This window comes from Bacillus cereus group sp. BfR-BA-01523 (genome assembly GCF_022662615.1).
Classification (GTDB): Bacteria; Bacillota; Bacilli; order Bacillales; family Bacillaceae_G; genus Bacillus_A; species Bacillus_A mycoides.
In genome coordinates, this window is record NZ_JAKUDX010000002.1 from 153,978 (window position 1) to 178,348 (window position 24,371).

Below are 24,371 nucleotides of genomic sequence, written 5' to 3' on the forward strand. Positions count from 1 at the left end.
GAGGGATGAAGGTTGGGGGTTGTTGAAACGGCAGAATGGTTACATCTGTATTATGGACGTCCAGAGAAGCTTTGTGAGAAATTTACAAAGTATATTCCATTGCCAAAAGAGAGACTGTATCGCTTTTTAATCTCTAAAGGTATGTATCGCCCAGTAATGCGGGGGGAGCAGGAAATTAAAGAGTTAGAGAAGAAAGAAATTTGGAAAGAACTTAGCATGGAGTATGAAAAATTGAAAGGTTGGCTAAAAGGTCCAGATGTCCCTATCTTTATTTTATTATCAGATTCATACAATCGAACTGTACAAGAGGAATATAACGGGAAGGCTGGCTTATCTATGCGTCACGTTATTTTCCTATTCGTATGTGGACGTAATTCAGTAGAGGAACTAAAAGCTTTATTAACGCATGAATACCATCATATATGTAGGTTACATCAAATTGAGACGAAAGAAACAGAGTATACATTACTTGATACGATGATTATGGAAGGGTTAGCTGAGCAAGCTGTGTATGAAAGGTATACAGAAAAAAGATGTGCACCGTGGACTACTTACATTTCAAAAGAAGATGCTATTTATTATTGGAGGAATTCAATACAAGAACGAATAGGCGTAAAGAGAGGTACGAGGGAGCATGATGTTTTATTAAATGGACTGCACTCGTATCCGAAAATGCTTGGCTATGCACTTGGATTTCATATTGTGAAAGATTGTGTAGCATTTGAAGGAGAAAATACACTTTCTTTATTATCTATAGATGCGAAAGAAATATTGAATAAAGCAAATACATTTCATGTTTCATGAAAAACAGGGGAGCTATCTCCTGTTTTTTTTATATTATAGAAGAAAAAATAATAATTAGAATATATTTCCTCAAGTGGAATAAAGTTAAGCGAAACTGAACATAATGATTGGTACAAACAGTAGTGAAGTGAGGGGTAGTGAATGTTATATCTACATGATGTATGGGTAAATTGGTTTGAAGGTGAAGAGAATGGGTATAACGTTTGTCATTTTTACGAATGGCGGAAAGATGATACGATTGAGCTATTAGATCAAGTGCCATTATTAAAAGTAGATGCCACATTATATCATTACATCGAGAACGAATTATTAGAGCTTCCGCAAAAATTATTGGAAGACGTATATCATAAGGCTTATATTCGTAAAAATCACGAACGTTTGCAACAAGAATATTGTTTTGTAGTTACAGATGGAAAAGGAATTATTGCGATTGATTCAATCGGCTATAATGTGCCAATTAGAAAAAGTAGGCTTATACCGCGTCAAGAACAGATGGTATATGAGATGGTAGAGAATGTGCAAGCAGAAAAGTATGAGTTCCAAGTGGAAGAGATTGAAAAAGAACATCATATTTTATCGCCGTCGCCTTTCATTATGAATGGCCTAACTCGTAAAGAAAGACAGTTAAAACAATTATTATTTATGGCATTAGATCAATTACATACAACGAAAAATCCAGCTGAAATTCGCTATTGGTTCACAGAGTGGGATCCATCAGCGTACGGAATGGTCCAACATATGGAGTTTGAAGATGTTTGGGCTAAACTTTATGATGAAGCGAAAACTGGATGGTCTGAGAAGCACGAGCAATTATGTGAGCGCCTTGTAAAAGGACAGCCGTTTTTTGAAAAGTTATGGGAAATGGAAAATGAGCAGAAGGTAAATTAAAAAAACCGCCAATTGGCGGTTTTTTTTATGGAGGTGACAAGAATGTTCGGTGGCTTCGCGCCTTCCTGCGAGGCAAAAAGCGCCTCTACGTCAGGAGCTCCATCCCCCTCACATTCTGAACGAGCCGCTTCCGCTTTTTGTAGTAATCCAGCTCTGGCAGCAAGCTCTTCGTGTCTAAGAACCTTCCGCATAAGAAGACAAAAAGCGTCTTCTATGCGAAAGAACCTTAGCCAGTCAGAGCTGAACGAGCTGCCTCCGCTTTATAAGTTACCTACGTTTTCTACTTAGTCCCATTGCGTTTTCTACTTTGCGTAGTTGTTTGAATGCAACGAGGTTTGCTTTTTCTGCACCTTTGTCTAGAATTTCGTCTAGTTCTGGTGAGTTGATTAGTTCGTTATATTTGTCTTGGATTGGACGAATTGCTTCTACGACTACTTGTGCTAGGTCGCCTTTGAAGTCCCCGTATCCTTTTCCTTCGTACATTGCTTCTATTTCTTCAACTGTTTTTCCAGAGAATGAAGAGTAGATTGTTAATAAGTTAGAGATTCCAGGTTTGTTTTCTTTATCAAATTTCACGATACCTTCAGAATCAGTTACAGCACTTTTAATTTTCTTTTCAATTGTTTTTGGTTCATCAAGCATACTGATCATTGCTTTTGGATTCGGATCAGATTTACTCATTTTTTTCGTAGGTTCTGTTAATGACATAACGCGAGCTCCTACTTTTGGAATACGAATTTCAGGAACAGTGAACACTTCACGGAAGCGTTTGTTGAAACGCTCTGCTAGGTCGCGTGTTAATTCCATATGTTGTTTTTGATCATCACCAACAGGTACGATTTCAGTGTTGTAAAGTAAAATATCAGCAGCCATTAATGGTGGATACGTTAGTAATCCAGCTGGAACTGAATCTCTACCAGAAGATTTATCTTTATATTGCGTCATACGCTCTAATTCTCCAACGTAAGCAACTGATTGCATAATCCATCCTAGTTGAGCGTGTGCTGGTACTTCTGATTGTACAAATAAAGTAGCTTTTTCAGGATCGATGCCACATGCTACATAAAGTGCAGCAAGACTGCGAATGTTTTTACGAAGTTGTACGGGATCTTGAGGTACTGTAATCGCATGTTGGTTTACAATACAGAAATAACAGTCGTGTTCATTTTGAAGCTCTGTAAATTGCTTCATAGCTCCTAAATAGTTTCCAAGTGTAATTGTTCCGCTTGGCTGAATACCAGAAAAGATAACTGACATAAGTAATTCCTCCTAAAATTGAATGTGCGATGGGGAAGAGAAGGCATACAAAAAAGCCCATTCATCCCAAATTACATAGGGACGAATGGACCGCGGTACCACCCTAATTATTTCACAGCTGTGAAATCTCTCAAGATCCATAATAACGTCTGGATATAACGCCAAAGCCTACTACTTTCGGTTCGGTTTGGTGCTCAAAAGCCCATTCCATACTGCGCAATTACTTGTTCACACCAGCCACAAGCTCTCTGAAATTGCCTCAATATGTACTCTTCTTTATCATCGCATACATATAAATTTATTTATTGTTATCTAAGCTCTTTTAATATGAAAGAACTAAAGTTTTATAACAAAATGTTTTGCTGATTATTATATCATATGGGATAGTGTTTGCAAACTACATCAAAATAGTAAAGCTAATGAGGATCGAGAACAACCCAAGTACGATACCGGTAATACAAATCGGATACGTCCATTTGAATGAATATGTTTTATAAATACGTTCTTTCTTATCGATAGGTTCCTCTGCTTCTTCAATTAAAGAGTCAATTTTTTTATTCGTACCAAATACTCTTTGGAATGCGTAAATTGTTACGTTAAAAAATCCGTTTTGAAATATGAATAAAAAACCACCTATAAGAATAAAAAACAATGCAATATAGAATGAGATGTTGACAAAATTCAACAAAAAATGAGATGAAACGAGGAATGCGCCCACACTAGAAGCGATTATCGCAACCAAAAATAGTATACAAGTATGAAAAAAAACTTTATTCAAAATATTCCCCTCCGTCAAAATATTACTAGAATTATTATACTATAAAAGTTATAATAAGTAATATAAATAATTTTTTGAAAATTATACGCAATTAAGGTTCTAATTTCAAGATGATGGTAGCAATGTTAACGTATCCCTTTACAAAAAATTAAAAATATAAACATTTTATTAAAAATTTTAACAAAAAAACAAAAAACTATATTCACAATCGTCATATTATATGTATAATGAAAATTGTAGAAACTTGGAGATTATTCTTTCAATTCTGTTTTTCTACAAGTGAGGGTACAGGAAGTGCAATTAGGGGAGGCAACACAGCATGAAGAAAAAGATACCGCTATTGCTTGCATCGACGTTGACAGTAAGTGTGCTAGGAGCCTGTAGTTATCAAAAAGATGATAATAAGGCAAGCGCGAAAGGATCCAGTACTTCAAATAAGCAAGTATTGAATCTAACAGAAACTGCTGAAATACCAACAATGGATACGACGCTATCAACGGATGCAGCATCTTCTAACATCATGAATAACACAATGGAAGGGTTGTATCGTCTGGGGAAAGACGATAAACTCGCTCCAGGAGTCGCTAAATCTTATGAGAAATCAGAAGATGGTAAAAAGTATGTATTTAAATTACGTGAAGATGCGAAATGGTCGAATGGTGAACCTGTAACAGCGAAAGACTTCGTTTATTCTTGGAGAAGAGCTGTTGATTCAAATACGGGTGCCAAATTTGCTTACATACTATTTGATGTGAAAAATGCAGAGAAAATTAATAAAAAAGAATTACCAGTTGAGGAACTTGGTGTAAAAGCAATTGATGATCACACACTTGAAGTGGAATTAGATAATCCTGTTCCTTATTTTGTAAGTCTAACAGTCTATCCAACATTTTATCCTTTGAATGAGAAGTTTGTAAAAGAACAAGGAACAAAATTTGGATTAGAATCCAATACGACACTTTATAATGGCCCATTCGTTTTAAATGAATGGAAACATGAACAAAGTTTCCACCTTAAGAAAAATCCAACGTATTGGGAAAATAAAGAAGTGAAGCTTGAGGAGATAAACTTCAATATTGTTAAGGATCGTTCAACTGCTATAAACTTATATGAAACGAAAGCGATTGATCGTGTAGTATTAACATCAGAATTTGTAGATAAATACAAATCAGATGCTGATTTTAAAACAATTAAGAGACCATCTACACAATTCATTCGTTTAAATGAAAAAAATAAATTTTTAGCAAATAAAAATATCCGAAAAGCAATTGCGATGTCCTTTGAACGTGAAAATATCGGGAAAGTTATCTTAAACGATGGTTCAGAAGGAATGTATGGTTTTGTTCCGAAAGGTTTGGCAAAAGGACCTAACGGAAAAGACTTCCGTGAAGAGAACGGAAAGCTTATAAAAGAGGATGTTAAAGAAGCTCAAAAATATTGGGAAGCTGGTAAAAGAGAACTTGGTGTAGACAAAGTAGAGTTAGAGTTATTAAACTTTGATACTGATGATGCTAAAAAAATCGGAGAGTATTTAAAGGGACAATTCGAAAAGAACTTACCAGGTTTAACAGTTTCAACAAAAATGCAGCCATTTGCACAAAAGTTAAAACTTGAAGCAAGTGGAGATTATGCGATGTCATATGCGGGATGGAGTCCAGATTATATGGATCCAATGTCATTCCTTGAAATGTATACAACAGGTAATTCGCAAAATAAAGTGAATTACGCAAACCCAGCTTATGATGAACTAATTAAGAAAGCCAAAACAGAAGTAGATGTACAAGCTCGTTGGGATGCTCTATTAAAAGCAGAACAACAATTGCTTGAAGATGCAGCGATTGCTCCAGTATATCAACCTGGAAAGGCATATTTACAACGTAGTTCAATTACAGGCCTATTAGAACATAAATACGGCGGAGAATTTAGCTATAAGTGGGTTGAACTCAAAAACTAAAAATGGTTTCCATCATGAATAAGGGTATATGCCTATGATGGGCATGTGCTCTTATTTTAAAAAAATAAAAGTAAGAATATTTCAAACTATCTTATTGCTTTTGAGAAAAACGGGGAGGTGCTTGACTATGGGACGTTATGTATTAAAACGTTTCGTGTACATGGCTTTGACATTATTTTTAATTACTACACTGACTTTCTTTTTGATGAAATTACTACCGGGTTCTCCGCTTAAAAACCAGGAGAAGCTATCACCGGCACAAAAAGAAATCATTCTTGAAAAATATGGATTAAATGATCCAGTACCAGTTCAATATGCACGTTACTTAGGTAACTTAGCAAAAGGTGATTTAGGGGTATCATTCCAATATGATAACCGCCCAGTAACAGATATGATTGTGGATCGTATTGGACCATCAGCACAACTTGGTTTACAAGCGATTATATTAGGAACATTTATCGGTTTAATTTTAGGAATCGTTGCGGCGCTTCGTAACAATACGTGGGTCGATTATGGGGCGACAATTATTTCCGTACTCGGGATGTCGGTACCCTCATTCGTATTCGCCGCATTACTACAATATTTCGTAGGGGTAAAACTTGGTTGGTTCCCAGTAGCATTCTGGAAAGGACCGGAGTTTACAGTAATGCCTACAATTGCCTTATCGATGGCAGTTATCGCAACAATCGCACGTTTCGCTCGTGCAGAGTTAATTGAGGTTATGCAAGCAGACTACATTTTAACAGCGAAAGCGAAAGGAATTAGCCAAGGCGTTATCATTATCAAGCACGCACTGCGTAACGCATTAATTCCAGTTGTAACAATTTTAGGACCAATGGTTGCAGGATTAATTACAGGGACACTAGTTATTGAGCAAATTTACGCTGTACCTGGACTTGGGGAACAATTCGTTAAATCGATTACAGTGAATGACTATACAGTTATTATGGGAACTACAATTTTCTATAGTGCGATCTTCATCTTAGTTATTTTCATTGTCGATATTTTATACGGAATTATTGATCCTCGTATTCGTTTAGCGGGAGGGAAAAAATGATGAAAGATGTACAAAAATTATCTCCAGATTTATTTCAACCAGCCAATCAGAGTAATGTTGATAATGAAGTCATTGCCCGTCCAAGCTTAACGTTTTGGCAAGATGTAAGAAGACGTTTGTTCCAACATAAAGGTGCAATGTTTGGTTTCATATTATTAATGCTTATTGTACTACTAGCAATTTTAGGACCGATGGTAAGTAAGCATTCTTATAAAGAGCAGGATTTAGGTCGTGCGAAAATGCCACCGAAAATTCCAGTGATTGAAAATGTTCATTGGCTACCATTTGACGGTACAGATCAATATGGTGTTGACCAATATGAAAAACGTGATATTAAAGAGTACTTCTGGTTTGGTACAGATGATCTTGGCCGTGATTTATGGACAAGAACATGGGAAGGTACACGAGTATCATTATATATCGCTCTTTTAGCAGCAGCGATTGACTTAGTAATTGGGGTTGCATATGGAGGTATTTCAGCTTTCTATGGCGGCAGAGTAGATAATATTATGCAACGTATTATGGAGATCATTAACGGTATTCCATACTTAATCATCGTTATTTTAATGGTAATCATTATGGGATCAGGTATTTGGTCAATTACACTTGCGATGGCAATTACAGGTTGGATAGGGATGTCGCGTATCGTTCGTGGACAGATCCTAAAATTAAAAAACCAAGAATATGTATTAGCATCTCGTACATTAGGGGCAACGAATACACAGTTAATTGTGAAGCACTTAATTCCGAACGTAATGGGACCAATTATCGTAATGACAATGTTTACAATTCCAACAGCGGTATTTGGTGAAGCATTCTTAAGCTTCATCGGACTAGGTATTCAGCCACCATTCGCATCACTTGGTTCTCTTGTAAATGATGGTTATAAATCAATTCAAACGTATCCACATATGATGTTCATCCCAGCGGTTGTCATCAGTATGTTAATCTTAGCATTCAACTTAATTGCAGACGGATTACGCGACGCGTTAGATCCAAAAATGCGTAAGTAAAAGAGGGGAGAAGTAAAAATGAAAACATTGCTAGAGGTAAAAGATTTGCAAGTCTCCTTTGATACACATGCAGGTGAAGTACAAGCTGTACGCGGTGTTACTTTTGATTTGAAAAAAGGAGAGACATTAGCGATTGTAGGAGAATCTGGTTCAGGTAAATCAGTTACTTCTAAAGCGTTAATGGGGTTAATTCCGAATCCTCCAGGACGTATTAAAAACGGTGAAATCATATTTGAAGGTCGTGACTTAACGAAACTAACAGAAAAAGAAATGCAGCAAGTACGCGGTAAAGATATTGCGATGATTTTCCAAGATCCAATGACATCATTAAATCCAACGATGACTATTGGTAATCAGATTATGGAAGGTCTTATTAAACACCAAGGGATGAGTAAAGCAGATGCACGTAAAGTTGCGTTAGAATTAATCGACCTTGTAGGTATTCCGAATCCAGAAGCGCGCTTAAAACAATATCCGCACCAATTCTCAGGTGGTATGAGACAGCGTGTAGTTATTGCGATGGCGTTAGCTTGTAACCCGAAATTATTAATTGCCGATGAGCCGACAACAGCGCTAGACGTTACAATTCAGGCGCAAATTTTAGAACTTATGAAGGACATTCAGCAAAAAACAGAAGCAGCAATCATTTTCATTACGCATGACTTAGGTGTAGTGGCAAACGTTGCAGACCGAGTTGCGGTTATGTACGCTGGTAAAGTTGTTGAAATTGGAACTGTTGATGAAATTTTCTACAATCCAAAACATCCATACACATGGGGCTTAATCGCATCTATGCCAAGCTTAGATGGTGCAGAGGACGAGCTATATGCGATTCCAGGAACGCCTCCAGACTTATTAAAACCGCCAAAGGGTGATGCTTTTGCACCACGTAACCCGCAGGCATTGAAAATTGATTTTGAAATGGACCCACCTTTATTTAAAGTAAGTGATACACACTATGCGGCAACTTGGTTACTTCACGAGCAAGCTCCAGAAGTAAAACCACCGGCAGTCGTTGAAAAACGCATTCTTCAAATGAAAGCAGGTGAACAACATGACTAAACAACGTGAGAAATTAATTGAAGTAAAAAATGTAAAGCAGCACTTCGACGTGAGTGGTGGTGTTGTCAAAGCGGTTAATGATATTTCATTTGATATTTACCGCGGAGAAACATTTGGTCTTGTAGGAGAATCAGGTTGTGGTAAATCGACAACTGGAAGAACGATTATTCGTTTATATGATGCAACTGCTGGTGAAGTGTTGTTCGATGGTGAAAATGTACATGGTAAAAAATCACGTGCAGAGCTGAAGAAGTTCAACCGTAAAATGCAAATGATTTTCCAAGATCCATATGCATCATTAAATCCTCGTATGACAGTAGGGGATATTATCGCAGAAGGTATTGATATTCACGGACTAGCAAAAGGCAAAAAAGAGCGTATGGACCGTGTTCATGAATTATTAAATACAGTTGGTTTAAATAAAGAGCACGCAAACCGTTTCCCGCATGAATTCTCAGGCGGACAACGTCAACGTATCGGTATCGCTCGTGCGCTAGCTGTAGAACCTGAATTTATCATTGCTGATGAACCAATCTCAGCACTTGACGTATCGATTCAGGCGCAAGTTGTAAACTTACTGAAACAGTTACAAAGAGAAAAAGGTTTAACATACTTATTCATCGCCCATGATTTATCAATGGTAAAATACATTAGTGATCGCATTGGTGTAATGTACCGTGGTCAAATCGTTGAGTTGACAACAAGTGAAGAGTTATATGCGAATCCAATGCATCCATATACAAAATCACTACTATCTGCAATTCCGCTTCCAGATCCAGATTATGAGCGCAATCGTAAACGTATCGTATACGATCCATCTCAACATCAATATGGCGAGGAAGCACCAACAATGCGTGAAATTCGCCCAGGACATTTTGTATTATGTTCTGAAGCAGAGTATAAGAAATATAAAGAAATCTATCAATAATAAAGTAGAGCCATTCTTCTATTACAGAAGGATGGCTCTATTTTTTATACTAATTAAACTTAATTTAGTATAAAGAGATTTTATCCAAGTTCTTTTTCTGTTTAAAGACAGCAAATTAAGAGTTTCCAAGAATGAAGAAAAGGCGACTGAAATCCAGCCGCCTTTTCTTCATTTAGAAACACTTTTATTTTACTGCGCCTGAACAGAAACACTCTCATCTTGCTCATTTGGTTTAACAAGTGCATAATTTTCCCACGATCTACTTCTCCAGCGGAAGAACATAATAATTGCTCGCGTCCATTCGTCGATAGCAATCGCTAGCCAAATACCAACGAGCCCCATGTCTAAATGGAAGGCGAAAAAGTAGCCGAGTGGTAAGCTCATTAACACCATGGAGAATGCGCCGATTAAAACAGGATATTTTGCATCGCCAGCTGCACGAAGTGAATTAATGATGACGATGTTCATCGTCCGTCCTGTTTCAAGTAGTACACTTAGTAAAAGAACGCTTGCCCCTAGAGCGATAATATGAGGATTATCCGTAAATAGTCCCATTAATTGTGTGCGGAATGTAACAACGAGCATGACCATAAATAAAGTTACACCAATCGCCCATTGTACACTTTTCCATACGCGTGTGTAAGCTTCATCCTTTTCATTTCCGCCAACTAGGCGTCCAACGATAATAGCTGTTCCCATACCGATAGCAATGGCGAATAAATAAGTGAACATGGAAATGTTAGTAGCGTATTGTCTTGCAGCTAACGATTCCGTACCTAAGTATGTTGCGTAATATAAGAAGACAATTTGACAAGCTTGATACATGACTTGTTCGAATGCAGATGGAATGCCGATCTTCAAAATTTTGCCAACGTATTCTTTTGATAAAGTGAAGTAATATTGTAATTTCACACGGTATTCCATAACGTGGTACAGTAACCAGAAGAAAACGATAAGTGCGATTAACCGGCTGACAGCGGAAGAAATCGCGGCTCCTTGCACACCAAGTTCAGGGAAACCGAATTTCCCGAAAATAAGTACGTAGTTTCCGGCGATATGAATGATATTCATTCCAAGCGAAACAAACATTGCTTGCTTTGTAAAGCCGTGAACGCGGATAATTGCGGCTAATGAGTTAATAATAGCTTGAAGGAAAATAGCTCCTCCGACGATGGATAGATAGCTTTGTGCATACGTTAGTACATCGCCTTGTAAATTCATTGCCATCATCATATGTTTTGAAAATAAAAGAAAACCAGCGCTTATAATGAGTCCGACCACTAAATTTAATGTGACGGCTAATGCTGATATTTTTGATGCTTCCATAAAGCGTTTAGAACCGAGGTATTGGGATACAACGATAGCTGCACCATTCCCTATGACTTCTAGTACTAAAATCGCGATATGAAGGTATTGATTCGCTGCACCAACCCCAGATACAGCATCGTCTGATAATGCACTTAACATGAAAGTATCAGCGATCCCCATCAGCATAAAAAGAAAAACTTCTAGAAAAATAGGCCATGTTAATAAGAATAAACTTAATTTCTCTGTTGGCCCGTTTTTTGAGCGAATTGCTGTCATGTCCGTCCCCTCTTTACCGATATCTATTTTTAGCAAAGTGTATCGTAACACACTTTCATATCCTTTGCACTTATTTTAGCCTACATATTTTCAATATGAATAAACCTTCATTTTATGACAAAAAAGGAGGAATAATTATGCGTAAGATATTATAGAATATAAAATTTATTTTTCTCTGATAATTTAGAAAAATATAAAAATGACCATTTTCAACACTTTAGTTCAATAAAAACGCAGTGTGAAACGTTTACAAAGGCACGTGGTGTTAACAGAAAATTTTAATAAAATAGAAATATAAATATACAAAGAATATATTTATGTGTATAATATGAATTATTAGAACATATATATATTTCTTTCTGTTTGAAAATGAAAGGGCTAACATTTTTTTGGAGGGTGGAAGTATGAAAAAAAAGATACCAGTTTTTGTAGCATCAACAGTAGCAATGAGCATGATTTTAGGGGCATGTGGCTACCAAAAAGATGAACCGCAAGCGAACGCAAAAGGGGATAGCGGGAAAAGCGGTGCGAAGCAAGTTATTAACTTAATTGAAACACAAGAAATTCCAACGATGGACCCAGCGTTATCAGCTGATGCAGTTTCTTCAAAAGTAATGAACAATACGATGGAAGGCCTATACCGCCTTGGGAAAGACGATAAATTAGTTCCAGGTGTAGCGAAGGAATTCCAAAAGTCAGAAGATGGTAAAAAGTATACATTTAAATTACGTGAAGATGCAAAATGGTCAAATGGTGAACCTGTAACGGCGAAAGATTTCGTGTATGCATGGCAAAGAGCAATTAATCCAGATACAGCTGCGAAATCGGCGTACATTATGTACGATATAAAAAATGCTGAGAAAATTAATAAAAAAGAGATGAGTCCAGACCAATTAGGTGTAAAAGCGATTGATGATCATACGCTAGAAGTAGAATTAGATAATTCTATTCCATATCTTGTTGATTTAATGGTCTATCCGATCTTCTATCCTGTTAATGAAAAGTATGTGAAAGAGCAAGGGACGAAGTTTGGTTTAGAAGCAAATACAACACTTTATAACGGACCATTTACATTAAGTGATTGGCAACATGAACGTAGCTTCAAAATGACAAAGAGCTCATCATATTGGGACAATAAAGAAGTGAAGCTTGAGGAAGTGAACTTTAATATTGTGAAAGATACGTCTACGCCAATTAATTTATATGAAACAAACGCAGTCGATCGAGCGACGTTATTAGCAGAGTTCATCGATAAATATAAAGGAAAACCAGATTTCAAAACGGTAGAAGATACATCTGTATTCTTCCTTCGCTTAAATCAAAAAGACCCAGCTTTAGCAAATAAAAATATTCGTAAAGCAATTTCTCTTGGTTTTGACCGTAAACCATTCGTTGATACATTATTAAATAACGGTTCTAAGCCAGCGACGGGATTAATTCCTGACAATTTCATTAAAGGACCGGATAAAAAAGATTTCCGTGTTGAAAATGGAGATATTGTAAAACCAAATGTAAAAGAAGCGAAAAAGTATTGGGAAGCTGGTAAAAAAGAGCTTGGTAAAAACGAAATTGAATTAGAGCTATTAAATGAAGACGTTGAATTATCGAAGAAAACTGGTGAATATTTAAAAGGTGAGTTAGAAAAGAATTTACCAGGTTTAACAGTGAAAATTAAACAACAACCATTCGCGCAAAAACTAAAATTAGAAGATGCGGGCGACTTTGTAATGTCATTCTCTGGATGGAGTGCAGACTTCCCAGATCCAGTTACATATCTTGATATGTTCGTAACTGATGGGGCACAAAATAAAATGAAGTATTCTAATCCGAAGTACGATGAGATTATTATGAAAGCGAAGAAAGATGGAAGCGACGTAAATGCTCGTTGGAAAAACTTACTTGAAGCAGAAAAAATGTTACTTGATGACGCTGCGATTGTTCCAGTATATCAACGTGGTAGAGCATATTTACAAAGAGAAACAATTAAAGATATGTACAACCATAAGTATGGCGGGGAAGTAAGCTTCAAATGGGCATCAGTAGGAAAATAACAAAAAAAGCAGGTGATTACCTGCTTTTTTTAGTACGTACGTTTTTTATAAATGCCTTTTCCGCCAACTTGGTTCCAGCCAGATTGTACATCTAAACTTTTATTAACAAACTTCATTTTTTCTTTCCCACCAAAGAGTTTTTCACCGATGCTATTTGTAATGACACCAATCAATGCTGTTATTCCGATGATGAGGGTAGCAACAATGATAAAATCAGTAAAAAAAGCGATCATATGCAAATTCCCCCTTTGTCTGTCTGTATTTTTATTGTATGAGATAAATGGTAAAAAAGAAAGAAATGTCAGAAAAATATTCGATTTACTTTAGAAAGCATATAGACATGAGCGGAGAGATTTGTTAAAATAAGAACAAATGTTCCTTTTGTTTCTAACCTTTAGAGTCTTACATTTCTCAATTGTTTTGTCGGGAAAAGGTAAGAAAACGCTCTCTTTTTAATGGGGAAGATTATGAAACTGTAATTGTATATCAAGTGAAGATTATTGTAGAAAGTAAGTATCAAAAGGGTTGAAGACCGTTGTTAAAGGACAGTTTTACTCAGTATAATCATGTTGCATAGCAGTGGAGTACACGGAGAAATTTTCTCAACTAGCAGTAAATTCACTGTATATTTCTTGCAAAAACTATTGTATAATGATTATAGAAGTTACTTATTAAAAGTAATTATTGTTGCTTACATGAATTGCGATTTTTTACTTTGCTATAAGACAAGTTATCGCGAAAAATTGCGGAAGTTAGAAATTTAAACTGTAATTAGTACAGAATTTGTACTCTTTAAGGAGAGTGAGCTTTGTATGGTAACATTATATAGTTCTCCAAGCTGTACGTCTTGTAGAAAGGCGAAATTATGGCTAGAGGAAAATCATATTCCTTATACAGAACGTAATATTTTCTCAGATCCATTAACGATTGATGAGATTAAAGAGATTTTACGTATGACAGAAAGCGGAACGGATGAGATTATTTCTACTCGTTCAAAAGTTTTCCAAGAATTGAATGTGAACTTAGAGTCTTTACCACTTCAAGATTTATATAAGATGATTCGTGATTATCCAGGTATTTTACGTCGTCCAATTATGATTGACGAAAAACGCCTTCAAGTAGGTTACAACGAAGATGAAATCCGTCGTTTCTTACCACGTACAGTAAGAACGTTCCAATTACGTGAAGCACAGCGTCTTGTAAATTAATTATAATAATATGAAAACCTTCTACCTATTATAGAGTAGAAGGTTTTTTTTTACTGTTTAACATTACGTAATCGCACTTGTTGAACGATAAAGCCTATGCATAAAATGGTGAAAATGAACAAATAAGGGATACTTGTGGCAAAACTAGGATTATGATGAAAAAACGTTGCAAGTCTGTCTTCGTGTGTAATCATTTTTCCTGCTGTATAGGCGAGAACTGCTGCTCCGCAATAAATGAGAAATGGAAAGCGTTCCATGAGTATTAAAATAAGTTTGCTTCCCCAAATGATAATCGGGATAGAAATGAATAAACCGATAATTACGAGTGAAAGTCTTCCGTGAGCTGCTCCTGCAATGGCAATAACATTGTCAAACCCCATAACGAGATCCGCGAATACAATTGTACGCACAGCTTGGAATAAAGTCGTTTTTCCTTTGATAGAAGAAAGGTCGTTGTTATTATCAGTGAGTAAATTGACCGCAATTAATGTGAGTAAAATTCCGCCGGTGAGTTGTAAAAATGGGATATCAAGTAAATAGACAGCTAGTATCGTGAGGAGAATTCGTAGCACAATTGCTAACATAGTACCAATCAAAATGGCTTTATTTCGTTTTGCTTCAGGTAAATTTCGGCTAGCTAGTGCGATGACAATTGCGTTATCGCCACCTAGTACAACATCGATACCGACAATCATTAGTACAGATGTTAAAAACTCTAAGTCCATTCGTCTGCCTCCATTTATGATGTTTTAATAAGCGAAATATATGTATGTGGTGAAGAAAGTTTGTCTAGTTTTGATCCCGCGCGCCTGGGGAAAAAATAATCACCTCTAATAGAAGTTTCACTTTATTACAGTGTACGAGGGAATATGGGAATGTATGTCCAAATTTTTTGCGAGCAGTGAATTGGTATAATGGTATATTTATTCCGATTGGTGCGAGCTAATAATCAGTGGAGGATGAAAAAAATACTGATTATTGTTTCACTTTATGTAAAAAGTCGAATACAGATAGGTATATAACTATTTTTGTAAAATAAATCGATTTTATTTCCCTTCTGGAGAATCTTATCATAAAATGAGAGTACAAGAATCTATTGTTTTGTCATATGAGTGGGGAATCCCTTCATAACAATTCTAAGCAGGAAGGGAGCGTTGTATTTTGGATATTGAAAGAATTAATGACCATACGATGAAATTTTTTATTACGTACATTGATATAGAGGACAGAGGGTTTAATCGTGAAGAAATTTGGTATGATCGCGAACGAAGTGAAGAGCTCTTTTGGGAGATGATGGACGAAGCTCGTGATCATGATGATTTCTTTATCGATGGGCCGTTATGGATCCAAGTGCAAGCAGTCGATAAAGGGATTGAAGTACTTGTAACGAAAGCGGAGCTTTCAAAGGATGGACAAAAGCTGGAATTACCAATAGGTGTAGACAAAATTATAGACATTCCTCTAGATGAAGGCATCGAATCATTATTCCAGCAAGAATTAGTGGAAGAGGTAGAAGAACAAGTAGGAACAAACTTTAATGAAGATGGTACGTTTGGCTTTTTAATTAAGTTTAATGATTTTGAAGATGTTATTTCATTAAGTCATCGTCTTATCTTTGAAGATATAAAAGATGAATTACATTCATTTGAGGACCGCTATTATGTATATGTGGAATTCGATGAAGTGCTACATGATGAAGAAGAGATTGATCGTATTTTAAGTATTGTTTTAGAATATGGAGAAGAATCTACTTTAACGATTCACCGTGTAAGTGAGTATGGGAAACAGGTTGTGAAAGAGCGTGCGCTTGAGACAATTCGCAACAATTTCCCTCCTAAAACGTAGGCCGATTTCTATAGTATGAAATCGGCTTTTTTTATGAAGAATAGGAAGGCTTTCTTATTAGGGGGGAAGAGATGAAAAATACACTAAAACTACTTTTCTTTTTTCTACTACTGTTCGCATTATTTGTTTCATTACGCATGTTTATTGATGTAGCATTTTATTCGGATGTCATGGGGATAAAGGATGTTTCGATTTTAGGTATTATTAGTATTTTATTTACGGTTTCCGCATTTTTAATTGGATGTGTTATTTTCTTAGAAAATCGCCATCCGTCAAAAACACTTACGTGGTTAATCGTACTAGGTATTTTTCCAGTGTTCGGTTTCTTTGCTTATCTTTTATTTGGACAAAACTTTCGCAGAAAAAGAATGTTCCAAAAGAAGGCATTACTCGATGAACAGGCGTTTTTACAATATAAGGGACACGAAGATTACGAAGAACGGATTTTACGAAATCATAAGCATCAAGAATTGTTATTTCGTTTAGCAGATCGATTGGGTGCTTTAAATATTTCATTTCAAACTGAAACGAGGACATTAACAAATGGAGACGAAACGTTTCAGGCAATTTTAGATGGGTTAAATCGAGCGAAACACCACATTCATATGGAGTATTACATTGTACGTGATGACAAGCTCGGTACAGAAATTAAAGATATTTTAATAAAAAAATCAAAAGAAGGCGTTGTCGTTCGTTTTTTATACGACGCGGTTGGAAGCTTTAAATTATCAAATTCGTATATTGCGGAATTGAATGATGCAGGAGTAGAAATGATTCCATTTTTCCCTGTGCGCTTTCCAATTTTAAACGATAAAATTAATTATCGAAACCACCGAAAAATCGTTATTATAGATGGAAATGAGGGGTTTGTAGGTGGATTAAATATTGGTGATGAGTATTTAGGGAAGGATAAATATTTCGGTTTTTGGCGAGACACGCATTTATATTTACGCGGTGAAGCAGTTCAAAGTTTACAGCTAATTTTCCTTCAAGACTGGTTTTATATGACTGGTGAGGCGGTATTAGCACCTGAATATTTACAAGCGGAAGCAGTTGAGGGTGATCATTGGGGCGGAGTCCAACTTGTTGGAGGTGGACCGGATAATAAATGGGAAACAATTAAACATTTATATTTTGCAATGATTGCTTCAGCTAGGAAATCGATTTGGATTGCAACACCATACTTTATTCCAGATGATGATATTTTATCTGCATTAAAAGTAGCTGCACTTGCTGGTATCGATGTTCGTTTGTTAATGCCAAGTAAGCCAGATAAGCGGACTGTCTTTTATGCATCAAGATCGTACTTTCCGGAGTTATTAGATGCAGGAGTAAAAATATATGAATATGAAAAAGGGTTTCTTCATAGTAAAGTTGTCATCGTGGATTCTGATCTCGCATCAATTGGGACAGCTAATATGGATATGAGAAGTTTTCATTTAAACTTTGAAGTAAATGCCTTTTTATATGATACAGGTAGCATTAGAAAGCTCGTTCAAGATTTTAAAGACGATTTAGAAGAATCCAGTGAAATTCATGTTGACCGATTTCATAAGAGACGTCTTCATAGGCGGATTGTTGAATCGACGTACCGGTTATTATCACCTTTATTATAGAAAGAGATGTCCTAATTTAGGACATCTCTTTTTTTGAGAGGAATTTGTAGTAAATTGTAGAATACAAGAAGTTGAAAGGGTGTGATGGTGATGTTTATTGCAAGGAGAGAAAACGGAGAGAAAATTCATCTATTATATAACTGGGATGAAGAACGTTTACGCGAAATGCGTAAACGAGAAAAATTCTTTTGTACAGCTTGCGGAAAAGAAGTGCAAATGAAATTAGGAAAACAAAAGAGCTGGCATTTTGCTCATAAGAAAGTGGATTCATGTCTTACCTTTTATGAAGCAGAATCTATGTATCATATGCACGGTAAAGAATTGTTATATAGATGGTTGAAACGTCAAAATTTTCATGTGGATATAGAGCATTACCTGCCAGTAATCAAGCAACGGCCAGATATTTACGTAGAGAGAGCGGATAGAAAAATTGCGATTGAATATCAATGTGCAAATCTCTCCGTAGAGCAGCTTTATAAGCGAACATATTCGTATTGGCAAGCTAGTATACAAGTCATCTGGATAATCGGTGGAAATCAGTTGAAAAAGCAATCCGCCTATTGGATTACATTCTCCTCCCTTATGGCTTTCTCCTTACAACCTTATCCTCAACCATTTCTTATTTTCTTCTGTCCGAAACAAAAATCGTTTATGAAATGCGCATTTATCACTCCGTTTTCTACAAATGTCTCTTTCTCACATACTATTTATTTACCAACTGATACGACTACTGTTGACATGCTCTTTTCCCCCGTTCCTTTCCAAAAAGAGGTATTAGGACAAGAATGGAAGAGAAAAAAGAACCATTTTCGGCAAAACGCTCTATCTGTCTGGAATTATAATCATAAGTCACTACTCCGCCTCTTATATCAATATAAATGTACCCCAGCGGGTTTTCCTTCTGAAATCGGTGTTCCGCTCCCATCCGCGTTTGCTTTTCAAACAAATCCATTTATATGGCAAGCTTCTCTTTATTTGAAGTGTATAGGTATGCTTAAGGTAGGGGAGTATATTTCTCTGCAATACGTATGTAACTATGTAGCAAAATATACGAAGAGGCGTCTACTTCCGTATTTTGCACAACATATATGGAAGGTAGCAGTTTCGGAGTATATGACATTTTTATGTTATGCAGGTGTATTAATAAAAATAGGTATTAATAAGTATCGAAAAATAAGAGATGTTGTGTTGGTAAAAACAGAGGGAGAAATTATGAAATATGATGAAATTTGCTTAGCACATGCACTATCTCTATTTGAGACAAAGTACAACATGAGAGAGGGAAAAGGGGATATAATAAAGACTGATCGTGAAGGAATTACATAAGAAAACTCGAATTGTACTTAAGTAGAGATATTATAAGGAGGGCTTAAAGAATGGCTGAAAAAAATACAGTAAAATCATTACCAAATCGCAATGAGATTGAAGAAGCAAGCACATGGCGATTAGAAGATATTTTCCAAACAGATGCAGAATGGGAAAAAGAATTCCAAGCTATTAAAGAGCTATTGCCAAAGTTAACTGAATTTAAAGGGAAGCTTGGCGACTCTGCAGACAATTTGCTTGAGGCATTGCAATATGAAGATGAAATTTCAATGCGATTAGGTAAGCTATATACATATGCACATATGCGTTACGATCAAGATACAACAAACTCTGTGTATCAAGCACTGAATGATCGCGCAACAAATTTATACTCACAAGTATCTAGTAGCACAGCGTATATCGTACCTGAAATTTTATCTATTTCAGAAGATACATTGCAAACATTCTTACAAGAAAATCGAGAACTAAGTGTATATGAGCATGCATTAGAAGAAATTACACGTCAACGCCCGCACGTATTATCTGAGGCAGAGGAAGCGTTATTAGCAGAAGCATCTGAAGTGATGAGTGCATCAAGTAATACATTCGGTATGTTGAATAATGCGGATTTGAAATTCCCGTCTATTAAAGGTGAGGATGGAGAAGAGGTAGAAATAACACATGGCCGTTACATTCAGTTTTTAGAAAGTGATGATCGTCGTGTTCGCGAAGATGCATTCAAAGCTGTATTTGAAACGTATGGGAAATTTAAGAACACATTTGCAAGTACGTTAAGCGGGGCAGTGAAACGTAATAATTTCAATGCACGTATTCGTAAATATGACTCTGCTCGCCAAGCAGCATTAAGCAATAATAATATTCCTGAAGCAGTATACGATCAACTCGTTGAAACGGTAAATGACAACTTACATTTATTACACCGTTACATTGATATTCGTAAGCGTGCACTAGGACTTGATGAGCTTCATATGTACGATTTATATACACCACTTGTACAAGAAGTGAAAATGAATGTGAAGTATGAAGAAGCACAAGACCTGTTATTAAAATCTTTAAACGTACTTGGTGATGAATATGTTGAAATTTTAAAAGAAGCATATGAAAATCGCTGGGTAGATGTGTACGAGAATAAAGGCAAACGAAGCGGAGCATATTCATCTGGTGCATACGGAACAAATCCGTATATTTTAATGAACTGGCATGATAATGTAAATAATTTATATACACTTGCTCATGAGTTTGGTCATTCGGTGCATAGTTATTACACAAGAAAGACACAACCACACGTATACGGTGATTATTCAATCTTCGTTGCAGAGGTAGCATCAACTTGTAATGAAGCGCTTCTAAATGATTATTTATTAAAAACGACAGAAGATAAAAAAGAGCGTCTATATTTATTAAATCATTATTTAGAAGGATTCCGTGGTACTGTATTCCGTCAAACAATGTTTGCAGAGTTCGAGCATATCATTCATAAAAAAGTACAAGAAGGACATGCGGTTACGCCAGATATGTTAACGGAGATCTACTACGATTTAAATAAGAAATATTTCGGGGATGCTTTAGTAATCGATAAAGAAATCGGTTTAGAATGGTCTCGTATTCCGCACTTCTATTACAACTATTACGTATATCAATACGCAACAGGATTTAGTGCAGCGACTGCGTTATCTAAACAAATTTTAGAAGAAGGACAACCTGCAGTAGAACGTTACATTAACGAATTCTTAAAAGCGGGAAGCTCCGATTATCCAATTGAAGTGTTGAAAAAAGCAGGAGTTGATATGGCATCTCCTGAACCAGTGAAAGAGGCACTTCAAGTATTTGAAGAGAAATTAAATGAATTAGAAGCGTTATTATTTGAAGAAAAGTAATGAGAAAAGACGAGGGGTTTTATCCTCGTCTTTTTTGTTTGAAAATGTTTTTGTCGATATTTGTCGAAAAAATAAGGGGGATTTCCTTACTTTTTCTAAATTAGAAGGCAGTTTTACAGTTGATTTTTGTAATTAAAATCCTTTAAATCGTTTTCTATAGTTGAAATAAGAGACAGCGATGACGATAACTCCGAATAAAAGAGGGAGGGCAATAATTTTAGGAAAAGCTTGTAGTAGAGAAAGGATGTACAAGAAAAAAGAAACAATGAAAGCTAGAAAAATTAGAGCGATATGAGACTTTTTCATTAATAAAACCTCCTAAATGTTCTTTTTTATAGCTTATTCAAAAATGAAAACGTTTAGAATGTGACAAAAATGTGAAATTCGACAAAAGGGGTTGTCATCTGACGTCGAATCTTGTAATATAATAAGCGTGAACGAATTCACATACAAACATATACCCCTTTGTTTGAACGTGAAAATTTCTCCCATCCCCTTTAATATTTTTATAAGCCGTAAAGAAAAAGACCTGGTGTTTACACCAGGTCTTTTTCTTTTGCTATCCATTTCCAATAACGCTCGCACTTCACTTCAATCATTTGTACTTTTCGTTTTAGTTGTAATTTCTTTAGTTCACGCTCTATTTCTTGTTGAGGGCAGTCATATATAAATGAGATTTCCTTTGAAGAAATAAATTGTGTTGCTTCTAGTAATACTTCTAAAGGAGGTAATGGTTCTGGCTCAATCTCGCACTTTATAAGTTCTTTTAATAACTGTACGTATACATCATAGGAATAAATTCCCGCGATTTTAATACCTTCCTCATCTGAATTTGCATGAAAAAATAGGAGGGAAGGTATTTCTGTAATATGCATCTCATTTGTGAATTTTAGGTCGCATTGGAAAGCTTTTTTTGCGCTAACTGAGTGTAGGTCTTTTTTAAATTCCTCTACATCAATGCCACTATCTTTAGCGCATGTAAGCAATAATTCACAGTCAGGGTTTGATACATTTTCAAGAAGAATGTATTCTTGGAGTTTTCGCAAAAATTTCGAACCTGCTTTTCGGCCTTGCAATTCCGCCGCCTTAATTGCCATCGAAACTAAATATGGTGTTGACGATGCCTCTTGCATATGTACTTTTCCATCACATGAAAAACCTTGTAAACTTGTTGTTTTTTCCCACACAAATCGAATATTAGCAGGTTTATTCCATTTGTGTGAGGAAGCGTTTGCTCCGTCCACTTTTCCTGTTACTATATGACGAATAGAGAAGTATTTCCCATACTCAAGCCATAGTTTAATAATAAATGGCTCGATATCCCAGCAATCTTTACAAAGTGGATCAATAAATAAATATGCTTCTACAGATTTATGCTCGCATGTGGAAGGAGAAGGCATATTTATATGCTTTGCTTCCTGCTTATCCATTACACTTCACCTGTTTCATTTGGAGTATTGACCATATGTTGAGCAGTTAATGCTAAACGTTCAAAAACAAACTCTCTTATATGACCGTGCACTCCTGTATCATCCATTGCTTGCTCCATACATGACAGCCAAGCTTCTGCGCGTTTTGGAGTAATCTCAAACGGAAGATGGCGTGCTCTTAGCATAGGATGCCCATGTTCTTCAGTGTATAAATTAGGACCACCTAAATATTGTGTTAAAAATTGTTTCTGCTTCCTAGCAGTTTCTGTTAAATCATCCGGGAAGATCGGAGATAAGTCAGGGTGTTCACTGACATAGGAATAAAATGTATCCACTAATGTTGCAATGCATTGTTCACCGCCGATTGCTTCAAATGGTGTCATCGGTTGCTTGCTCATCCTTTATAAACCCCTTTTTCCATGAAATGTATATCTATTGTAGCAATGGAATGTTATGAAGAGCAACTAAACAGCCTTCATAACATTCTTTGCTTATTCTATATGTTGCTAATAAATCTTTTACTTTTCAAAAAGGTGAAATGTAGCCGTAAGTACAGCTCTTCTTCACTGATGGAAATTTTACTTTAGCGCTCTTCGTTTTGTTTGGCAAGGAAAAAGCGTTTTACTTTGTTGTTTGTATGACGAACTGGTACGTTATGTTGCTTTAATAACCTTATAAATGCTGCTTTACCGGTCTTTTCATCTTGCACTTCGTATTCAATCTCATAATCATCGTGATTGTAATAGAAACTATGATCAAAGACAAGCGTTCCGCCTTCAAATAATATTTCAGCTCTTTCTGTTGTTAAACTACCCATATAAGTTAAAGAGGAAACGGGAATTTGTAATTTGTGTAGCTGATCCATTACAGTTCCTTGAATGATTGTGTTTGTTTCCATCATAAGTTGTGCTTCTTTTTCTGTTACAGACTGATGAGTTTCTAATAAACCAATTTCAGCAGGTTGTTTTAATGTTAAGGTATAAGTTCCATCTTTATGACGAATACGAAGTGCAGAGCCCGTATCTTTTAAAGAGAAGTGAGGCGTTTCAAAGTAGTGATTTACTTGTTTTGTAAATGCTTCAATAGAAAAAGATTTGCATAATGTTTGGAATTCTTCCTCTGTAACCATATTTTTAAATTCAATTTCAATTTCTTGTGTCATTGTATGCGCTCCTTTTGAAAAATAATTCTTTCCACATTATCGCTTTTTCGCAAATTTGGTTCAATGTTTTATTTGTTTGCGTCCATGTTATGATACAATAATACTGTTAAGTAAGACAGGAAGTTGAGATGGAGGAGTTCGAGTATGCAAAATAAAATTCAAGTTAAGAGCGTAGAAATGAGAGAGAATGCGCTTATTTTTTGTGCGGAAAATACTGAAATAGAGGTAAAGGAGTTAAGTGCGCGTAATCACGTACTTGTAGACTCAGACAATTTATCATTTTTATATATCTTAGAAAATGAATCATCTTTCATTTATGTAAGTATTCCGCATACATGCTGGGAAGCAGTGCATGAAGCGATGAATAAAGATACAGCGATGTTTATTCGCGTGAATGATGTTGAAATAGAATTAGAAGGATTAAAAGAAGAAGTAGAGTATTTAGTTGAAAATATTGAAGGTAATGCAAATTACGGAGAAGAACTAGTAACTGCTGTAGAAAAAGTGTTTCTATAAGCAAATGGATTGATT

General features: G+C 35.9%; 23 protein-coding genes and 1 other annotated feature. Of the genes, 14 read left to right on the forward strand and 9 right to left on the reverse strand.

The window, feature by feature from the left end; translation table 11 throughout:
• Positions 1 to 12 precede the first annotated feature (12 nt).
• Positions 13 to 804: a DUF2268 domain-containing putative Zn-dependent protease gene (locus tag MR066_RS05155; protein WP_002030365.1), complete on the forward strand. Its 792-nt coding sequence runs from the start codon at positions 13 to 15 to the stop codon at positions 802 to 804.
• A 141-nt stretch (positions 805 to 945) separates the two neighbouring features.
• Positions 946 to 1,692, forward strand: coding sequence for a YjbA family protein (locus MR066_RS05160; protein ID WP_002030367.1), 747 nt, complete (start codon positions 946 to 948; stop codon positions 1,690 to 1,692).
• Positions 1,693 to 1,959: 267 nt separating this feature from the next.
• Here the strand turns inward: MR066_RS05160 and trpS are convergent, their stop codons facing one another.
• Together trpS and MR066_RS05175 are read right to left on the reverse strand one after the other, a co-directional pair.
• Positions 1,960 to 2,949, reverse strand: a complete 990-nt coding sequence (trpS, locus tag MR066_RS05170; protein ID WP_242246166.1) for a tryptophan--tRNA ligase — start codon at positions 2,947 to 2,949, stop codon at positions 1,960 to 1,962.
• 74 nt (positions 2,950 to 3,023) lie between these two features.
• Positions 3,024 to 3,241 (reverse strand) — a binding site (T-box leader).
• A gap of 105 nt (positions 3,242 to 3,346) precedes the next feature.
• A complete protein-coding gene (locus tag MR066_RS05175) occupies positions 3,347 to 3,727 on the reverse strand; it encodes a DUF3899 domain-containing protein (protein ID WP_002125921.1) in 381 nt (126 codons plus the stop codon).
• A gap of 319 nt (positions 3,728 to 4,046) precedes the next feature.
• Here MR066_RS05175 and MR066_RS05180 point away from each other — a divergent pair, with 319 nt between their 5' ends.
• The 5 genes from MR066_RS05180 to MR066_RS05200 all read left to right on the forward strand — a co-directional run bounded on the left by MR066_RS05180 (position 4,047) and on the right by MR066_RS05200 (position 9,741).
• On the forward strand, positions 4,047 to 5,681 hold the full coding sequence (locus tag MR066_RS05180; protein ID WP_098167265.1) for a peptide ABC transporter substrate-binding protein: 1,635 nt from the start codon (positions 4,047 to 4,049) through the stop codon (positions 5,679 to 5,681).
• A gap of 127 nt (positions 5,682 to 5,808) precedes the next feature.
• Positions 5,809 to 6,738, forward strand: a complete 930-nt coding sequence (opp3b, locus tag MR066_RS05185; RefSeq protein WP_000534165.1) for an oligopeptide ABC transporter permease — start codon at positions 5,809 to 5,811, stop codon at positions 6,736 to 6,738.
• Positions 6,735 to 7,751, forward strand: coding sequence for an oligopeptide ABC transporter permease (gene opp3C, locus MR066_RS05190; RefSeq protein ID WP_012260546.1), 1,017 nt, complete (start codon positions 6,735 to 6,737; stop codon positions 7,749 to 7,751). The genes opp3b and opp3C overlap by 4 nt, the downstream gene beginning before the upstream one ends.
• 18 nt (positions 7,752 to 7,769) lie before the next feature.
• Positions 7,770 to 8,813, forward strand: coding sequence for an ABC transporter ATP-binding protein (locus tag MR066_RS05195; RefSeq protein ID WP_012260547.1), 1,044 nt, complete (start codon positions 7,770 to 7,772; stop codon positions 8,811 to 8,813).
• Positions 8,806 to 9,741 (forward strand): ABC transporter ATP-binding protein, encoded by a 936-nt coding sequence (locus MR066_RS05200; RefSeq protein ID WP_002086978.1) that lies wholly within the window; start codon positions 8,806 to 8,808, stop codon positions 9,739 to 9,741. Before MR066_RS05195 ends, MR066_RS05200 begins: the two co-directional genes overlap by 8 nt.
• Positions 9,742 to 9,930: 189 nt before the next feature.
• Here the strand turns inward: MR066_RS05200 and MR066_RS05205 are convergent, their stop codons facing one another.
• On the reverse strand, positions 9,931 to 11,376 hold the full coding sequence (locus tag MR066_RS05205) for an MATE family efflux transporter (protein ID WP_242246167.1): 1,446 nt from the start codon (positions 11,374 to 11,376) through the stop codon (positions 9,931 to 9,933).
• Positions 11,377 to 11,729: 353 nt separating this feature from the next.
• Between MR066_RS05205 and MR066_RS05210 the strand changes: the two genes are divergently transcribed.
• A complete protein-coding gene (locus MR066_RS05210) occupies positions 11,730 to 13,376 on the forward strand; it encodes a peptide ABC transporter substrate-binding protein (protein WP_002140829.1) in 1,647 nt (548 codons plus the stop codon).
• 29 nt (positions 13,377 to 13,405) lie between these two features.
• Here MR066_RS05210 and MR066_RS05215 read toward each other — a convergent pair whose 3' ends face one another.
• Positions 13,406 to 13,609 (reverse strand): hypothetical protein, encoded by a 204-nt coding sequence (locus MR066_RS05215; RefSeq protein ID WP_000559981.1) that lies wholly within the window; start codon positions 13,607 to 13,609, stop codon positions 13,406 to 13,408.
• A 579-nt stretch (positions 13,610 to 14,188) separates the two neighbouring features.
• Between MR066_RS05215 and spx the strand changes: the two genes are divergently transcribed.
• On the forward strand, positions 14,189 to 14,584 hold the full coding sequence (gene spx / locus MR066_RS05220; RefSeq protein WP_002011348.1) for a transcriptional regulator Spx: 396 nt from the start codon (positions 14,189 to 14,191) through the stop codon (positions 14,582 to 14,584).
• Positions 14,585 to 14,634: 50 nt separating this feature from the next.
• Here spx and MR066_RS05225 read toward each other — a convergent pair whose 3' ends face one another.
• Positions 14,635 to 15,309: a TerC family protein gene (locus tag MR066_RS05225; protein WP_002011349.1), complete on the reverse strand. Its 675-nt coding sequence runs from the start codon at positions 15,307 to 15,309 to the stop codon at positions 14,635 to 14,637.
• Positions 15,310 to 15,745: 436 nt separating this feature from the next.
• Between MR066_RS05225 and mecA the strand changes: the two genes are divergently transcribed.
• The 4 genes from mecA (at position 15,746) to pepF (ending at position 21,248) form a co-directional block, all read left to right on the forward strand.
• Positions 15,746 to 16,429, forward strand: a complete 684-nt coding sequence (gene mecA / locus MR066_RS05230) for an adaptor protein MecA (protein WP_002149820.1) — start codon at positions 15,746 to 15,748, stop codon at positions 16,427 to 16,429.
• 71 nt (positions 16,430 to 16,500) lie between these two features.
• Complete coding sequence (locus MR066_RS05235; RefSeq protein ID WP_113937681.1) at positions 16,501 to 18,045, forward strand: cardiolipin synthase; 1,545 nt, start codon at positions 16,501 to 16,503, stop codon at positions 18,043 to 18,045.
• 90 nt (positions 18,046 to 18,135) lie between these two features.
• Positions 18,136 to 19,371 (forward strand): competence protein CoiA, encoded by a 1,236-nt coding sequence (locus MR066_RS05240; protein WP_242246168.1) that lies wholly within the window; start codon positions 18,136 to 18,138, stop codon positions 19,369 to 19,371.
• A 50-nt stretch (positions 19,372 to 19,421) separates the two neighbouring features.
• Complete coding sequence (gene pepF, locus MR066_RS05245) at positions 19,422 to 21,248, forward strand: oligoendopeptidase F (RefSeq protein WP_002140837.1); 1,827 nt, start codon at positions 19,422 to 19,424, stop codon at positions 21,246 to 21,248.
• A gap of 132 nt (positions 21,249 to 21,380) precedes the next feature.
• Here pepF and MR066_RS05250 read toward each other — a convergent pair whose 3' ends face one another.
• From MR066_RS05250 to MR066_RS05265, 4 genes are all read right to left on the reverse strand, one after another.
• Positions 21,381 to 21,554, reverse strand: a complete 174-nt coding sequence (locus MR066_RS05250; RefSeq protein ID WP_242246169.1) for a hypothetical protein — start codon at positions 21,552 to 21,554, stop codon at positions 21,381 to 21,383.
• 230 nt (positions 21,555 to 21,784) lie between these two features.
• Positions 21,785 to 22,678, reverse strand: a complete 894-nt coding sequence (locus MR066_RS05255; RefSeq protein ID WP_215555576.1) for a ClpXP adapter SpxH family protein — start codon at positions 22,676 to 22,678, stop codon at positions 21,785 to 21,787.
• Positions 22,678 to 23,076: a globin domain-containing protein gene (locus MR066_RS05260; protein WP_000043388.1), complete on the reverse strand. Its 399-nt coding sequence runs from the start codon at positions 23,074 to 23,076 to the stop codon at positions 22,678 to 22,680. The genes MR066_RS05255 and MR066_RS05260 overlap by 1 nt, the downstream gene beginning before the upstream one ends.
• Before the next feature lie 185 nt (positions 23,077 to 23,261).
• A complete protein-coding gene (locus tag MR066_RS05265; RefSeq protein ID WP_002064261.1) occupies positions 23,262 to 23,840 on the reverse strand; it encodes a CYTH domain-containing protein in 579 nt (192 codons plus the stop codon).
• 144 nt (positions 23,841 to 23,984) lie between these two features.
• Here MR066_RS05265 and MR066_RS05270 point away from each other — a divergent pair, with 144 nt between their 5' ends.
• On the forward strand, positions 23,985 to 24,356 hold the full coding sequence (locus tag MR066_RS05270) for a UPF0738 family protein (RefSeq protein ID WP_016101551.1): 372 nt from the start codon (positions 23,985 to 23,987) through the stop codon (positions 24,354 to 24,356).
• The last annotated feature ends 15 nt before the right edge of the window (positions 24,357 to 24,371 follow it).

Coding starts and splice junctions, on each gene's coding strand:
- MR066_RS05180 (WP_098167265.1), top strand. CDS start 4,047: ATGAAGAAAAAGATACCGCTATTGCTTGCATCGACGTTGACAGTAAGT.
- MR066_RS05195 (WP_012260547.1), top strand. CDS start 7,770: ATGAAAACATTGCTAGAGGTAAAAGATTTGCAAGTCTCCTTTGATACA.
- MR066_RS05235 (WP_113937681.1), top strand. CDS start 16,501: ATGAAAAATACACTAAAACTACTTTTCTTTTTTCTACTACTGTTCGCA.
- MR066_RS05250 (WP_242246169.1), bottom strand. CDS start 21,554: ATGAAAAAGTCTCATATCGCTCTAATTTTTCTAGCTTTCATTGTTTCT.
- MR066_RS05240 (WP_242246168.1), top strand. CDS start 18,136: ATGTTTATTGCAAGGAGAGAAAACGGAGAGAAAATTCATCTATTATAT.
- MR066_RS05225 (WP_002011349.1), bottom strand. CDS start 15,309: ATGGACTTAGAGTTTTTAACATCTGTACTAATGATTGTCGGTATCGAT.
- MR066_RS05215 (WP_000559981.1), bottom strand. CDS start 13,609: ATGATCGCTTTTTTTACTGATTTTATCATTGTTGCTACCCTCATCATC.
- MR066_RS05255 (WP_215555576.1), bottom strand. CDS start 22,678: ATGGATAAGCAGGAAGCAAAGCATATAAATATGCCTTCTCCTTCCACA.
- pepF (WP_002140837.1), top strand. CDS start 19,422: ATGGCTGAAAAAAATACAGTAAAATCATTACCAAATCGCAATGAGATT.
- MR066_RS05160 (WP_002030367.1), top strand. CDS start 946: ATGTTATATCTACATGATGTATGGGTAAATTGGTTTGAAGGTGAAGAG.
- MR066_RS05260 (WP_000043388.1), bottom strand. CDS start 23,076: ATGAGCAAGCAACCGATGACACCATTTGAAGCAATCGGCGGTGAACAA.
- MR066_RS05200 (WP_002086978.1), top strand. CDS start 8,806: ATGACTAAACAACGTGAGAAATTAATTGAAGTAAAAAATGTAAAGCAG.
- spx (WP_002011348.1), top strand. CDS start 14,189: ATGGTAACATTATATAGTTCTCCAAGCTGTACGTCTTGTAGAAAGGCG.
- MR066_RS05270 (WP_016101551.1), top strand. CDS start 23,985: ATGCAAAATAAAATTCAAGTTAAGAGCGTAGAAATGAGAGAGAATGCG.
- opp3C (WP_012260546.1), top strand. CDS start 6,735: ATGATGAAAGATGTACAAAAATTATCTCCAGATTTATTTCAACCAGCC.
- trpS (WP_242246166.1), bottom strand. CDS start 2,949: ATGTCAGTTATCTTTTCTGGTATTCAGCCAAGCGGAACAATTACACTT.
- opp3b (WP_000534165.1), top strand. CDS start 5,809: ATGGGACGTTATGTATTAAAACGTTTCGTGTACATGGCTTTGACATTA.
- MR066_RS05265 (WP_002064261.1), bottom strand. CDS start 23,840: ATGACACAAGAAATTGAAATTGAATTTAAAAATATGGTTACAGAGGAA.
- MR066_RS05210 (WP_002140829.1), top strand. CDS start 11,730: ATGAAAAAAAAGATACCAGTTTTTGTAGCATCAACAGTAGCAATGAGC.